General features: G+C 63.5%; 9 protein-coding genes. 4 read left to right on the forward strand and 5 right to left on the reverse strand.

The features are described 5' to 3' along the window. Nucleotides 1-32 precede the first annotated feature (32 nt). The 4 genes from KY379_RS05620 to KY379_RS05635 all read right to left on the reverse strand — a co-directional run bounded on the left by KY379_RS05620 (nucleotide 33) and on the right by KY379_RS05635 (nucleotide 6,520). A complete protein-coding gene (locus tag KY379_RS05620) occupies nucleotides 33-1,448 on the reverse strand; it encodes an efflux transporter outer membrane subunit (protein WP_261239463.1) in 1,416 nt (471 codons plus the stop codon). Further along, nucleotides 1,445-4,624 (reverse strand): efflux RND transporter permease subunit, encoded by a 3,180-nt coding sequence (locus KY379_RS05625; RefSeq protein WP_133324148.1) that lies wholly within the window; start codon nucleotides 4,622-4,624, stop codon nucleotides 1,445-1,447. Before KY379_RS05625 ends, KY379_RS05620 begins: the two co-directional genes overlap by 4 nt. 12 nt (nucleotides 4,625-4,636) lie before the next feature. Next, nucleotides 4,637-5,878 (reverse strand): multidrug efflux RND transporter periplasmic adaptor subunit MexE, encoded by a 1,242-nt coding sequence (gene mexE / locus KY379_RS05630; protein WP_133324147.1) that lies wholly within the window; start codon nucleotides 5,876-5,878, stop codon nucleotides 4,637-4,639. A 162-nt stretch (nucleotides 5,879-6,040) separates the two neighbouring features. Beyond that, nucleotides 6,041-6,520 (reverse strand): GNAT family N-acetyltransferase, encoded by a 480-nt coding sequence (locus KY379_RS05635; protein WP_133324146.1) that lies wholly within the window; start codon nucleotides 6,518-6,520, stop codon nucleotides 6,041-6,043. Between the two features lie 188 nt (nucleotides 6,521-6,708). Here KY379_RS05635 and KY379_RS05640 point away from each other — a divergent pair, with 188 nt between their 5' ends. The 3 genes from KY379_RS05640 (at nucleotide 6,709) to KY379_RS05650 (ending at nucleotide 9,024) form a co-directional block, all read left to right on the forward strand. After that, nucleotides 6,709-7,623 (forward strand): alpha/beta fold hydrolase, encoded by a 915-nt coding sequence (locus KY379_RS05640; RefSeq protein ID WP_261239462.1) that lies wholly within the window; start codon nucleotides 6,709-6,711, stop codon nucleotides 7,621-7,623. 63 nt (nucleotides 7,624-7,686) lie between these two features. Then, entirely contained in the window at nucleotides 7,687-8,550 is an 864-nt protein-coding gene (locus KY379_RS05645) for a pirin family protein (RefSeq protein ID WP_261239461.1), read from the forward strand. A 213-nt stretch (nucleotides 8,551-8,763) separates the two neighbouring features. Then, a complete protein-coding gene (locus KY379_RS05650) occupies nucleotides 8,764-9,024 on the forward strand; it encodes a DUF1652 domain-containing protein (RefSeq protein WP_133324143.1) in 261 nt (86 codons plus the stop codon). A gap of 106 nt (nucleotides 9,025-9,130) precedes the next feature. On the opposite strand, the gene KY379_RS05655 is transcribed toward KY379_RS05650, so the two are convergent. Beyond that, nucleotides 9,131-9,418 (reverse strand): hypothetical protein, encoded by a 288-nt coding sequence (locus tag KY379_RS05655; protein ID WP_133324142.1) that lies wholly within the window; start codon nucleotides 9,416-9,418, stop codon nucleotides 9,131-9,133. A gap of 275 nt (nucleotides 9,419-9,693) precedes the next feature. Between KY379_RS05655 and mnxG the strand changes: the two genes are divergently transcribed. Next, nucleotides 9,694-15,525: a manganese-oxidizing multicopper oxidase MnxG gene (gene mnxG / locus KY379_RS05660; protein WP_261239460.1), complete on the forward strand. Its 5,832-nt coding sequence runs from the start codon at nucleotides 9,694-9,696 to the stop codon at nucleotides 15,523-15,525. Nucleotides 15,526-15,533: the final 8 nt, after the last annotated feature.

A 15,533-nucleotide genomic window follows, 5' to 3' on the forward strand; every position in this document is an offset into this window, starting at 1 on the left:
TGGGGGAGGAGCCAACCAAAGGAGTCGTTGAATCAGTGCGCGCTGGCCACCGTCTCGGGTTGCCAGCCACCGCCCAGGGCCTTGTAGATGGCGACGATGCCGCGATACAACTCGACCTCGCCCTGGGCCTGGGCATCTTCGGCGCTCAGCCGTTCCCGCTCGGCGTCCAGCAGCACCAGGTAGTCGACGGTGCCTTCGCGATAGCGCACCGAGGCCAGGTCCGCGGCCTTGCGGCTGGCGTCGCTTTGGCGCATCAGCGACAGCAGGCGCTGCTGGCGCTTGCCATAGTCACTGAAGGCATTGGCCGATTCCTCCAGGGCCAGCAGCACCTGCTGCTCATAGCTGGCCAGCGCACCTTCGGCGTCGGCCTTGGCCCCGCGCAAGCGTGCCCGCACGCTGCCCAGGTCGAAAGCAGCCCAGGTGATACTTGGGCCCAGTGCCCAGGCATTGGCCGCCGATGATCCGATCTGCGAGCCGCGCGCCGCGGTGAAGCCCAGGAAACCGCTGAGGCTGACCCGTGGGAACAGGTCGGCGGTAGCCACGCCAACGTTGGCGGTGGCGGCGGCCAACCGGCGTTCGGCGCTGCGGATGTCCGGACGGCGGCGCAGCAGCTCGCCGGGATCGCCTACCGGCAGGGCCTTGGCGATGGCCGGCAACGCCCGAGGCGACAAATCGACGCTCAGCGCGTCCGGACGCTGGCCGAGCAGGGTGGCGATGCGGTTGCGCGCTCGCACCTGTTCGGCCTGCAGTTGCGGCACATTGGCTTCGACACCTGCCAGGCGGGCATCGGCGCGCACTACGTCGAGCTCGTTACCAACCCCGGCATCGCGCAGGCTAACGGTGATGGTGCGCGATTCCTGCTGGGTCTTGAGGTTGGCCAGGGCGATCTGTTCGCGCAGTTGCGCGCCACGCAGTTGCCCATAGGCGTCGACCAGCTCGGCGATCAGGCTGACCTGCAATTGCTGCAGGTCGGCCTGGGCCGCTGCTTCCTGGGCTTCGCTGGCTTCGATCTGGCGCTGGATGCGACCGAACAGGTCGAGCTCCCAGGCCATGTCCAGACCCAGGTCGTAGCGTTCGCTGTTGACCCGCTGTTCGGTTTCTCCCGGTACCTGGCCCTTGCCGATTTCGCTGCTGGCGCGGCTCGTCACTACCGGGAAGGTGTCGTTCTCGGCATCCTCGCGAATCGCCCGTGCCGACTTGAGCCTGGCAAACGCCACGCGCAGATCACGGTTACCGTCCAGTGAAGCCTGTACCAATTGGTTCAGCACAGGGTCGTCGAACTGCTTCCACCAGATGCTTTCGAAGTGGCTGCGGTCGAACGCCTTGGCTTGGGCGTCACTGCCCAGGCTGGCCGGCTCGGTGGCCGGGGCCTGGTAGTCCGGGCCCACTGCGCAGGCCGCCAAGGCCAGGGCCAGCAGGCTCGGGGTCAGGGGTTTGAGCAGGTTCATGCATGGCTCTCCAGCGATGGCGCGGACGCGGCCTTGCGGGCCTGGCGACGCTCCACGAAACGACGGATCAGGAAGAAGAACACCGGAGTCAGGAACAGCCCGAACACCGTCACGCCGATCATCCCCGAGAACACCGCCACACCCATGGCATGGCGCATTTCGGCACCGGCGCCGGAGGAGAACACCAGCGGTACCACCCCCATGATGAAGGCGATCGAGGTCATCAGGATCGGTCGCAGGCGCAGGCGGCACGCTTCCAGCACCGCGGCCAGTGGGTCGAGCCCCTTGGCTTGCTCGTCCTTGGCGAACTCGACGATCAGGATCGCGTTCTTGCACGCCAAGCCCACCAGTACGATCAGGCCGATCTGGGTGAAGATGTTGTTGTCACCGCCGGAGATGATCACCCCGGTGATGGCTGACAACAGGGTCATCGGCACGATCAGGATCACCGCCAACGGCAGGCTCCAGCTTTCGTATTGGGCCGCCAGCACCAGGAAGGCCAACAGCACGCACAGCGGGAACACCAGCAGTGCGGTATTGCCAGCGAGGATCTGCTGGTAGGTCAGGTCGGTCCATTCGTAGGTCATGCCATTGGGCAATTCCCGAGCCAGCAGTTTCTCGATAGCCGCCTCGGCCTGCCCGGAGCTGTAGCCTGGAGCTGCGGCGCCGTTGATCTCGGCGGTGATGAACCCGTTGTAGTGCATGACCCGATCAGGTCCGGAGGTGTCGCTGACCTTGAGGAAAGTCGCCAGCGGGATCATCTCGCCCAGGTTGTTGCGCACCTTCAACTGGCCGATCTGCTCGGCGTCGAGACGGAACTGCTGATCGGCCTGGACGTTGACCTGGTAGGTGCGGCCAAAGCGGTTGAAGTCGTTGGTATACAGCGAACCCAGATAGACCTGCAGGGTGTCGAAAATGTCGTTGATCGCCACGCCGTGGGTCTTGGCTTTTTCCCGATCGATGGCGGCATCGACCTGCGGCACGTTGACCTGATAGCTGGTGAACAGACCGGCAAGCTCCGGCACCTCGTGGCTCTTGGCGATGATGTTCTGGGTTTCCTTGTACAGCGCTTCGTAGCCCAGGTTGCCGCGATCCTCGATCTGCAGGCGGAATCCGCCGATGGTGCCCAGGCCCTGGACCGGTGGTGGGGGGAAGATCGCGATGTAGGCGTCCTGGATGTCGGCGAACTTGGCGTTCAGCGCCGCAGCGATGGCCGCAGCCGATTGGCTTGGATCCTTGCGCTCCTCGAACGGCTTGAGTGGGGTGAACACGATGCCGCTGTTGGGGCTGTTGGTGAAGCCGTTGATCGACAGACCAGGGAAGGCTACCGAGTCAGCCACCCCGGGCTGCTCCAGCGCGATTTCGCTCATCCGCTTGATCACCGCCTCGGTACGGTCAAGGCTGGCCGCGTCCGGCAACTGGGCGAAAGCCACCAGGTACTGTTTGTCCTGGGCCGGAACGAAGCCGGTCGGAGTCGATGAGAAGCCGAGGTAGGTGAGGCCCATCAACCCGGCATACACGAACAGAGCGATGCCGCTGGAGCGGATGACCCGACGCACGCCGACGACGTAACGGCCGGAGGCACGCTCGAAGAAGCGGTTGAACGGTGCGAACAGCCAACTACCCAGGAGTCGTTCCAGTATCCGCGAGAAGCGGTCCTTGGGCGCGTGATGGTCCTTGAGCAGTACGGCGGCCAACGCCGGCGACAGGGTCAGCGAGTTGAACGCGGAGATTACCGTGGAAATGGCGATGGTCAGGGCGAACTGCTTGTAGAACTGCCCGGTGAGGCCGGAAATGAACGCTGCCGGCACGAACACGGCGCACAGCACCAAGGCGGTGGCGATGATCGGACCGGTCACTTCGCTCATGGCCTTCTGGGTGGCTTGCAGTGGCTTGAGGCCCAGTCCGATGTTGCGCTCGACGTTCTCCACCACGACGATGGCGTCGTCCACAACGATGCCGATGGCCAGTACCAGACCGAACAATGACAAGGCGTTCAGCGAGAATCCGAACAAGTGCATCACCGCGAAGGTGCCGATCAGCGACACCGGTACGGCCATCAACGGGATGATCGAGGCGCGCCAGGTCTGCAGGAACAGGATCACCACCAGTACGACCAGCACCAGAGCCTCGAACAGCGTATGCACCACGGCTTCGATGGAACCGCGCACGAACACGGTCGGGTCATAGACGATGCTGTAGTCCATCCCTTCGGGGAAGTCCTTCTTCAGCTCGGCCATCTTCGCCCGCACTTCATCGGAGATTTCGATAGCGTTGGAGCCCGGGCGCTGGAAGATCGGAATGGCCACCGCCGGCTGGTTGTTCAGCAGCGAGCGCAGGGCGTACTGGCTGGAGCCCAGCTCGACCCGAGCGATGTCCTTCAGGCGAGTGATCTCGCCGTCGGCCCCGGCTCGGATGATGATGTTCTCGAACTCTTCTTCGTTGACCAGACGCCCCTGGGTGTTGATCGACAGCTGGAAACTGGTCGAGCCTGGTGCGGGTGGCGCCCCCAGTTGGCCAGCGGCGACTTGGCGGTTCTGCTCGCGAATGGCTGCGACCACGTCGCTGGCGGTCAGGTTGCGCGAAGCGGTCTTGTTCGGGTCGAGCCACACCCGCAGGGAATAGTCGCCCATGCCGAACAGCTGAACGTCGCCCACGCCGCCGAGACGCGCCAGTTCGTCCTTGATGTTGAGGATGGCGTAGTTGGAGAGGTAGAGCATGTCGTAGCGCTTATCCGGCGAGGTCAGGTGCACGACCATGGTCAGGTCGGGCGAGGCCTTGTCGACGGTGATACCGATACGGGTCACTTCCTCGGGCAGCTTGGGCTGGGTGCGGGTGACACGGTTCTGCACCTGGACCTGGGCGTTGTCCAGATCGGTACCCAGGGCGAAGGTGATGGTCAGGGTCAGCTTGCCATCGGCGGTGGACTGAGAGGACATGTAGAGCATGTTCTCGACACCGGTGATGGCCTGCTCCAGTGGCGCGGCCACGGTTTCGCCGATGACCTTTGGGTTGGCGCCGGGGAAGTTGGCGCGCACCACGACCGTGGGCGGAACCACTTCGGGGTATTCGCTGATCGGCAACTGGAACAGCGAGATGGCGCCGGCAATCAGCAGCACCAGCGACAGCACCGCGGCGAAGATCGGCCGGGTGATGAAAAAGGAGGAAAAATTCATCGGTGTGATCCCTTAACCGCGCGGCGTCTTGGCGCTGCTGGCTTTTTCGTTTGAGCCCGCCACGCTTGGCGACGGGTTGCTGGCCTCCAGGGCCTGGCGCTGCTGGGCGAGGGCGGCGAGGGTCTGCTCGCTGGCCATCGGTGCTTCTTCGGGGGTGACCGGCGAGCCCGGGCGTACCCGTTGCAGGCCCTTGACCACGATGCGGTCACCTTTGTCCAGGCCACTGCGCACGATGCGCAGTCCTTCGAGCTTGGGCCCCAGCTCCACGGCGCGGTAGGCAGCCTTGTTGTCCTTGTCCATGACCAACACGAACTTCTTGCCGAGGTCGGTACCGACCGCTTCGTCGTTGATCAGCACGGCGTCGTATTGGGCGCTGCCGACCAGTTTGAGGCGGGCATAGAGGCCGGGAGTGAACTGGCCGTCGCGGTTGTCGAACACCGCACGACCGCGGATGGTGCCGGTGCGTGGGTTGACCTGGTTGTCGACGAAGTTCATGTGGCCCAGGTGCGGATTGCCGGTTTCGTTGGTCAGGCCCAGATAGACCGGTGTGCTCTGACCACGTTGGCCTTCACGGGCCAACTGCGTGTATTTGAGGTATACGCGCTCGTCGGTGTCGAAATAGGCGTAGACCTTGTCGGTGGACACCACGCTGGTCAGCGGTGTGACATCGGCGGTGACGATGTTACCGGCGGTGTATTCGGCACGGCTGACGCGGCCGCTGATCGGCGCGGTGACACGGGTGAAGCTCAGGTTCAGGCGGGCCAGGTCGAGTTGTGCCTGGATCGCGTCGACCCCGGCACGGGCTTCGGCGGCAGCGCTGCTACGCGATTCGGCCAGCTCCGCGGAGATGGCGTTGCTGTCGCGCAGGCGCTCGCCACGGCGGGCTTCGTTGGCGCTGCGGATGGCGGTGGCCTTGGCCTGTTGCAGTTGGGCTTCGAGCCGACGCACCTCAGCCTGGAAGGGGCGTGGGTCGATCTGGAACAGCAGGTCACCTTTGTTGACCTGGGCACCTTCGGTGAAGGCGACACGATCGATCTGGCCCGAGACACGCGGACGTACTTCGACGGTTTCGGGCGCTTCCAGGCGGCCAGTGAACTCATCCCATTCGTTGATCGGTTGCTCGATGACCTTGGCCACGGTGACCTTGGGCGCGGCGGGAGCCTGCACGGCGTCGGGGGTTCGGCCGCAAGCGCTGACCATCACCACGGCCAGGGCGGCGAGGGGAAAGCGCAAGGGTTTGAGTGAGTGATCCATGGAGAACTCCGCCAATATATTAGTAGTGGGCGGAGTGTGAGTGTCTTGCGCGTGACGCACGAATCGAACGGAGCGAAGGTTATTATCACGCGCAATGATATGTCGGGCTGCATTATCGATGGCTAGGCATGCTCAACCCGGGCTAGCGCAGGGGAACGCGCTTCAGCCTTGGGCAAACGCCAGCAGTGTGTCGCCATCGAGGCGGTAACGCACCCACTCGTCCTGCGCCTCGGCCCCCAGCGACCGGTAGAAGCCGATTGCCGGTTCGTTCCAGTCCAGCACGCTCCATTCCAGACGCCCACACCGGTTCTTCACCGCCTCACGGGCAATGTGGCGCAACAGTTCACGTCCCGCGCCGCCGCCCCGTTGTTGCGGGGTGATATAGAGATCCTCGAGGTAGATACCGTTGCGCCCAAGCCAGGTCGAATAACTGTAGAAGTACACCGCGAAACCTATGGCCTGGCCTTCGCGCTCGCAGATCAGGCTGTGCACGGTGCTGCCCTCGTCGAACAGGCTGTGCTCGATGTCCTCTACGCTGGCCACGACCTCGTGACGGGCGCGCTCATAGTCGGCGAGTTCGGTGATGAAGGCGAGAATCTGCGCGGCGTCGCTACGCACGGCGGGACGAATGACAATGCTCATCGGGCTTCCTTAATACAGAGCAGATCGAATCAAGACGGCTAATCTACCGCAACTGACAGGGTGCAATGGCCGATTTTCGTGTCGGCTGATGCCAGGCAATGTCCCGATCGCCATGAATGAGTGATTTCGTTTCGCCTGTCGCTGTTTGTAGAATCGACGTTTTCCTGAACTGTTGAGTACACCAACCGATGCAGCTGATCCCCTGGTCCCACGACTGCTCCGAAGGCTTCACCTTGCGCGGCTGGCGATCGCCGGCCAGCGGCAGGCCGCTGCTGCACTTCCTGCATGGCAACGGGTTTTGCTGCCTGGTCTACCAACCGCTATTGGCGCGTCTGGCCGAGCACTTCGACCTGTGGCTGTGTGACGTCCAGGGGCATGGCGACAGCGACCACGGCGGACCCTTCCTTGGCTGGAACCGCACCGCGGCCCTGGCGCTGGAGGCTTTCGAGACAGGGCGGGGCGAGTACGGCGAGGTCGACCGCTACGCCATGGGCCACAGTTTCGGTGGCGTGCTCACCAGCTTGATCGTGGCCGCTGAGCCGCATCTGTTCCGCCGCGCTGTGCTGCTCGACCCGGTGTTGTTCAGCCGGCGCATGCTCAGTGTCATGGGCGCGGCCCGGTTGTTCGGCTTGCATCGCCAGCATGGCTTGGCGCGCATGGCCGCGCGTCGGCGCAGTCATTGGCCGGACCGCCAGGCGGCGCTGGTTTCGTTGCAGGGGCGCGGCATTTTCAAGGATTGGGCTGAAACTGCGTTGCATGCCTATGTCGAACATGCGATTGGTGAATGCGGCGAGCAGGTGGTACTCAAGTGCCGTCCAAGCCGCGAGGTGGAAGTCTTCAGCTCCTTCCCCAGGCGCTTATGGGCATCGCTCAAAAGCATCACCACCCCAACACGCATCCTGTATGGGGAGCAGACCTACCCCTTCGTGCGACAATCGGTCAGGTACCTGGCGCAACTCAATGGCGCCGTGAGCATTCTGGAGATGCCGGGTGGTCATTGCTTCATGCAGGAGCGACCGGGGCAGAGTGCGGAGCAGGTGCTGGACTTCCTGCAGCCTGACGCGACTCATTGTTCTGCTGGTGGAACGATCCATGCTATTTGAACACTCTACCGGGTGATTACAACCATTGGTAAGGTGGTATCCAGCCAAGAGAGGAGACTTCTCATGAAAAAGATCCTGGGTATTCACCGCAGTCCCAACGCCCATTGGGTCGGGGATGGTTTTCCGGTGCGCAGCCTGTTCACCTATGACGATCTGGCCAGCCAGATCAGTCCCTTCCTGTTACTGGATTACGCCGGGCCCCACGACTTCGGCCCCACTGAACAGCGACGGGGCGTCGGGGAACACCCCCACCGAGGTTTCGAAACCGTGACCATCGTCTATCAGGGTGAATTGGAGCACCGTGATTCGACCGGCGCCGGCGGCTTCATCGGACCCGGTGATGTGCAGTGGATGACGGCAGCCAACGGCATCATCCATGAAGAGTTCCATGCTCCATCCTTCGCCCGCAGTGGCGGCACCCTCGAGATGGTGCAGTTGTGGGTCAACCTGCCGTCGCAGCACAAACGTGCGCCGGCCGGTTATCAGACCTTGCTGGCCGCTGACATCCCCCAGGTACAGCTCGAAGGCGGCAAAGGTAGTCTGCGAGTGATCGCCGGTGACTACCAGGGGCACCGAGGTCCGGCACGAACGTTCACCCGCATGGATGTCTGGGATCTGCGCCTGAACGCGGGAGCAACGTTGCATCTGCCCGTTGCACCAGGGCGCAACGCGGCATTGGTGGTGTTGCGCGGTAGCGTGCGGGTCAACGGCGAGCGCGAGGCCGGCCCCGCCAGCCTGGTCCTGCTGCAGCGCGATGGCGCCGATGTCGCCGTCCAGGCGCTGGAAGATGTGAGCCTGCTGCTGCTCAGCGGTGAGCCGATCGACGAGCCCATCGTCGGTTATGGTCCTTTCGTCATGAACAGTCAGGCGGAGATCATCGAGTCGTTCGAGGATTTCCAGGCTGGCCGCTTCGGTCGAATGGCATAGGCGGGTAGTTGACCGCCCGTCGCCCGGTTGCCAGACCCGACCGAACGCCCGCCACGTTCGACCCTCTTCCACTAAGGTGCTAAAGGATTCTTCGCTCGATCATTGTCCTGGCGCATGGACGGCCGCTTGGGCATGGGCATTATCAATTGGCACTCCGCCCCATCAAGGCGTAACCACATACAACAGGCCATCCAGTACAGAGAGGGTCGTAACATGTCGTTGATAGGAGTTTCGATGCTAGAAATGCGGCAGATGATCGAACAGGCCTGCCTGCCGGATCGGTGTGAAGTCAGCTGCGCGGATGGCACCACCTTGACTATTCGCCTGGGCCAGGGTGATAACCTCGAAGAGGGTGTGATGCTGGCCGGCGTTCCACTGCACAGCCTCAACAGCTGCCGTGACCTGGTGAACCTGGTCGGGCAACTTCATGCCCTGCAGGCCAGTCAGAAACCACCGCTCAAGGCCATCGCCTGACACTGCCGCCGCCCGGTCAGTCATAACTGGCCGGGCACACGCACCAAGACCGCAACCGGCCGGATCGGAACGGGCCCTCTTCAGGGATCCCTCCGCTCCAGTCCAGTCATCGCAGTTCGAGCAACAGATTCAGCCCACCATCGCCGCACTTGCCGCGGTCACGCACCACGCCATGATAACTGCAACCTTCCCAGATGAAGGCGACGCTATGGGCGCGCTCGACCTTGTCCGGTAACGGCGGACAGATGTGCAGACGCAAGGCGGGGCGCCCTTGCAGGTTGACCGGAGCAAGCTGGCACTGGCACTCGACGCTCAAGGCCACTGGGCCGAACAAGGTGTCGCGTACGTAATCGAGTTTCAGATTGGCGTTAGGTGCTCGGCAAGGCATTTTCATGCGTTGGGCTCCAAAGCGAGTACGCAGAGGGGAGGGCTGTGGGTTCAAGGCAGACTCCGTGCGATGGGCGACGTGGATCAAGTTTGGAATCTTGCCTGGGGCGGACGTTCAAAATATTTCATCAAAGTTCATCCCCCTATTCGGGGCAACGGACTGGGGAATCCTCCCCAATTCGATTCGCTTGCAGACGTAACGTATTGAACTGAAAGATCTTTCCTGAATGGCATACACCTTGCTCACCTCCCAGCAGAGTTCCTGTGTCCCGGAGGTGCAGCATGTCGACCCCGACCAAAGGCTCCGTCCTGACATCCCTTGTGCTCGCCCTCCTGGGCTGGCAGGCCACCAGCGAAGCGGCGGTGCAGTGCCAGCGTAACTTGGTGGCCAATGTGGTGGCGCTGGACCAGCCGTTGATGTTCAACCGTCTTGGCGCACAGAACGCCAACGGCATGATCTTCGCCCTCCGTGAGGATGTGGTGGACGATAAGCAGATACCCCTGAGCATCGGCGGCGCCGCCGTACCCGGCAAGGTCACCCTGCGCCCGGACAAACGTCCGCGGCCTATCGTGCTGCGGGTCGCCGCCGGCGATTGCCTCACGGTCAACCTGACCAACTTGCTCGACTACCGGGCCAACCCTAATAAACACCGCATCGAAGCCGAAGGGCCGGATGTCGAAGGGCAGGAGGTCGAGAACGAAGCCGGCGAAGGCCTGGTCGCCGACGAGCAGGTCGCCGAGCGCATGGTCGGTTTCCAGGTCAATGGCATGCAGGCGGTCAATAGCATCGCCGATATCTCTGCCAACACCGGCCGCAACGGCAACTTCCTGGTCAGCCCGGGCAATACGCGCAGCTATACCTTGTACGCTGAGCGCGAAGGAGCCTTCGCTGCCACCAGCAAGGCGGCCACCTTCGGCGGTGAAGGCAATGCCGGCAACGTCTCCAATGGCCTGTTCGGTCAGGTAGTGGTGGTGCCCAAAAATGGTCGCACCTACCGCAACACCCTCACCGAAGAGGAAATGCGTCTGGCCACCATCGGCCGCGCGCCAACCGGCCAACCGGTGATCGATTACGAAGCGCGCTACCCGCAAAGCGAGCCGTGGATCAGCGAGGGCAAGGCCGGAAAGCCGATCATTGCCATGGTCTACAACAACCAGATCATCAACAGCGAGACCGATGCCATCGTCATGGGACCCAACCAGGACGGCAGCTTCCCGGCGTCGACCTATCCGCTGGAGAGCATCGGTAAACGCAACCCGGCGCTGCCCAACCGGCTCGAGGCGTTTCGTGACTTCGCCTCGCAGTTTGCCGACGAAGTCTCCGGTACCCAGGCCTTCCCCGGCTATTGGGCAGATCCGGTGATGGGGCACGTGCTGGAACCGGCGCGCGACTCGTTCATGATCAACTATGGTTCAGGCGGCATGGGCGCCGAAGTGGTGGCCAACCGGCTGGGGGTCGGGCCGATGCACGATTGCCTGTCGTGCGCTTACGAGGAATTCTTCCTCAGTGCCCACACGGTGGGCGATATCGGCACCCTGGTCGACGTACCGGCCAACGTTGGCCTCGAACACATTCGCCCGGGCGAGGTGCCGCCTGCCAGCGCCACGGGTGTGAAGGCGACCATGGCCCTGTACCCGGCTGAGCCTGCCAACGTGCACCACAGCTACATCGGCGATTTCACCAAGTTCCGCAATACCCACAATGGTCACGAGCAACACATCTTCCACCTCCATGGACACCAGTGGCTGTTCAACCCCAACGACGACAACTCCGACTACATCGATGCCCAAGGCATCGGCGCTGGCGTCGGCTACACCTATGAAATCGCCAACGGCGGCTCGGGCAACCGCAACCGTGTGGCCGGCGATGCGATTTATCACTGCCACTTCTACCCGCACTTCGCCCAGGGCATGTGGGCCATGTGGCGGGTGCACGATGTGTTCGAGGAGGGGACGCGCCTGGAGGTGAGCGGCCAGGGCGAGAACGGTTTCCATAGCACGCCGTTTGCCCTGCGCAGCGGCAAGCCGGCGATAGGTGCCCGGGCCTTGCCCGATGGCGAGATCATCGCCGGGACACCGATTCCCGCCATCGTCCCGCTGCCAGGCAAGGCCATGGCGCCGATGCCAGGCAAGGTGGTGGTGGTACCCAAACTGTCCGAAGCATTGGTCGCCAGCCACGAGGATGACGAGGAAGAGGACGAGGAGGGCGACGATCACGCCGATGAGCCTGCCGCCCGCCAGGCGATCGGGTCGCTGGCGCTGGTCGATCGTACCGACACCAACGCCGATGGCACCTTGAAGAACCAAGGCTATCCATTCTGGATCGGCGGCATGGAAAGCAGCGTCGGCAACCGGCCACCGACTCCACCACTGGACATGCTCGATCCGGACCTGGCACGTCAGCTCAAAGCTACCGGCAAGGCGCTGTGGGCCAACCTGGACGCCAACCAGGTCGATGGCTGGAACGGTGGCCTTGGCCGCCACGCCCTGGACGGCGTGTCTGCCGGCGGCGAGGCGGTGACCACGACCAACAAGCTCGATTTTTCCAAGGTGGTGCACAAGGCCAAGCCGATCTACCTGCCTGAAGAGGGCACCGATGTCGAACAGGCGGCCATGCAGTTCCATGCCATGGCCGAGCACCCCAGCTATGCCCTGGTACCTGGCGGCCAGCCTGTGCCCAAGGCATTTCGCACCAACGGTGGATTGCCCACTGCAGGCGCGCCGTTCTATGAGCCCTGCATGGATGACCGCGGCAAGCGCCTGACCCAATCTTCAGGGGCGGGTGAGTTCTTCAGTGGCGAAAGCCTCACCGGCGTCAGCTTCCGCGGCTCATCGGTCTTCACTGCCGACCGCCCACGCATCTACAAGGGTGCCAACATCCAGTTCGACGCGGTGTACAACAAGGTCGGCTACCACTTCCCGCAGGCGCGCATCATCGCTCTGTGGGAAGACGCCTGGCCGGTCATCACCAAGCAGCGCCCACCAGAGCCGCTGGTGATGCGCATGAACACCTTCGACTGCACCATGTACCAGCACACCAACCTGATCCCTTCGTTCTACGAAATGGACGACTACCAGGTGCGCACGCCGACTGACGTGATCGGCCAGCACATTCACCTGCCCAAGTGGGATCTGACCGCTGCCGACGGTTCGGCCAATGGCTGGAACTACGAGGACGGCATCCTCTCGCCCGGCAGCGTGGTCGAGCGTGTGCATGCCATTCGTGCCTTCAACGCTTGCACCGAAGGCGATGCCCGGGACGGTACGGCGGCTTGTCCGACCGCCAAGACGCACCCGTACTTCGGCCGTTTCGGTCGGGCCGACTGGCTGGGCGCTCGTACGGCCATGCAACGTTGGTTCGCCGACCCGCTGGTCAACGTGCACAACGTCGATCGGGGCCTGGGTACCATCTTCACCCATGACCACCTCGGCCCATCCACTCACCAGCAGTTGGGCCTGTATGCGACGGTGCTGGCAGAACCTGCCAATTCCATCTGGTATCACGCCGAAACCGGTGAGCAACTGTACAACCCGGCGACCCGTCAAGACGGTGGCCCGACCTCGTGGCAGGCGGTGATCCAGACCGGCGACCACGATGGCGATGGCAAGAACGACAGCTACCGTGAGTTCTTCCTCGAATACAGCGACTTCCAGCATGCCTACGAGGCCGGTGTGTATGTCGGCGCCGGCCCCGATGGCATTCCCAATGCCCAGTCGTACCCGGCCACTGCCGACAGCTTCCGCTACGCCATCAATCCGCCGGTGCGGGGCAAGGCCTCCAGCCTGCTCGAAGCCATCGTTGAGGAGCGCGGCGGACTCAACCCGGGCTGCCCAACCCGGCCTTGCCCGCAGGCGATCTCGGTGGACGACCCTGGCATGTTCGTCGTCAACTACCGCAACGAACCTTTGGCGCTGCGCGTGTTCGACCCGAACAAGGTCGGTCCGGACGGCAAGCGCGGCATGCAGGCCGATGGCCTGGCCGGCGACCTGAGCTATGCCTTGCAGACCCGCACCGACCGCGCCATCCCGGCGATGAACCTGGCGCCTTCGGCGATCACCTCGGCGGTCGGCCCCACCGGTGGCACCACGCTGTTCCCACCGCACATCAACCAGGGCAGCGAACCGGGTGATCCGTTCACACCGATGCTGCGCACCTACTCGGGCGATAACGTGCGCCTGCGCATGCACGCCGGGGGCCATGAAGAGGAGCACAACGTCACCCTGCACGGCGTGAAGTGGCTGCAGAACGGTTCGGGCTTTGGCAATAGCTCCAACTCGGGCTGGAAGTCGTCGCAGATGATCGGTATCTCCGAGCAACTGGGCTTCATGGCTCCGGTGTCGATGATTTCCAGTTCCGCTGCCACCAACGGCGACTACCTGTACTCGTTGGATGCCGCGCTGGAAGGCTATTGGAACGGAATCTGGGGGGTGATGCGCAACTACACCGCGCAGCGCCCAGACCTGTTCCCGCTGCCTAACAACCCGCAGCCGGTCGCCATGCGCAATACCGTGAACTTCGATGGGATCTGCCCGAAAACCACCGCCAACCCTAACGGCATCGGCACCCGCAGCACGGTCAAGCGCAGCTACGAGATCGTCGCGGCATTGGCCAACGACATCCTCGAGAACCGCAACGGGGTCAGCATCAATGACCCTGCCGGGATCGGCCAGCATGTCGGCGGGCCGCTCAACGCCAATGGCGGTACCCTGGTGTTCAACAACCGCAAGACCAGCATCCCGTTGGTCAGCGGCGTCGATGTCGAGGACGGTGTGGCGTTCACCATCGGCGGCCACAGTGCCCCGCTGCATGACCCGACCGCGATCCTCTACGTGCGCAAGGCCGACCTGGACCCGATCACCGGTAAGCTGAAGCCAGGTGTGCCGGTTGAGCCGCTGATCCTGCGGGCCACGGCGGGCGATTGCATCAGCATCACCCTGGAAAACCGGCTGCCGCTGGTGATGCCAGACCTGCCGACCACCGCCGTGATGCACAACGTGGTCAAGCGCGACCGGTTCGACAGCGAAGGCTCGACCGCCTTTGCCAACAACCTGATGCGCCCATCCAGCCATGTCGGCCTGCATGCCCAGTTGCTGGCCTACGACATCACCAAGTCCGATGGCGCCAACGTCGGGCTGAACCCGGTGCAGACCGTGCCGCCACGGGCCGGCAACAGCGGTGCCTACCCGAGCAAGGTGTACCAGTACTACGCCGGCCACCTGGAGCGTGACGGCAAACCGGTGCTGCAACTGGGGCGCACGGTGGACACCATCAACGCCACTGCGATCGAGTTCGGCGGTCTCAACCTGACGCCATCGGACTTCATCAAGCAACCGCAGAAAGGGTTGGTCGGTGCCATGAGCATCCTGCCGCAGACCGCGACCTGGACCGAGGACAGCGCCAGTCGTGCCCAGGCCACGGTCAAGGTCAGCGGCCAGGCCGACTACCGCGACTTCGTCACGGTCTGGCAGCGCTCGCTGAACATGCGTTGGGCCGATGGCCGGCCGGTGGAGAGCTTCAACAGCGAGGGCAATGGTGCGGCAGGCGATGCACAGGACAACGGCAACATGGCCGTCAACTATCGCACCGAACCGCTGTGGTTGCGCTTCGGCATGGCCCCGGACTCACCGTTCGGTCATGCCGATGGTCTGGGCTTCGCGGACGTTCCCAACGCCCACATGGCCTATGCCAATGCCCTGGTCGGTGGCGACCCGCTGACCCCGGTACTGTACGCCAAACCAGGGCAACCGGTGCGCAACCATATCGTCATGCCCAGCGGCGGCAGCCGCGGCATGGTCTATCAGCTGGACGGCCACCTGTGGCCGCTGCACAACCACCTGGCCGAGAAGAGCGACGCCAATGGCTTCCCGATGAGCCTGTCCGGCATCGGCTCGGTGCGCTTCGGCCTCAACCCGATGGCGATGTACATCGGTGCCCAGGAGAGCGTGCTGCCGGCGGCGCACTTCAGCTTCATGCTACCCAGCGCCGGCGGTGTCAATGCCGTGCCGGGGGACTACCTGTTCCGGGACTATGCCGCCTACGGCAATCTCTCGGGGCTGTGGGGAATTTTGCGGGTGACCAACGATGCGCCACCGGCAACCGCCCCGGCGCAGTGACAGAGAGG

This window comes from Pseudomonas sp. HD6422, assembly GCF_025377065.1.
Lineage (GTDB): Bacteria > Pseudomonadota > Gammaproteobacteria > Pseudomonadales > Pseudomonadaceae > Aquipseudomonas > Aquipseudomonas putida_U.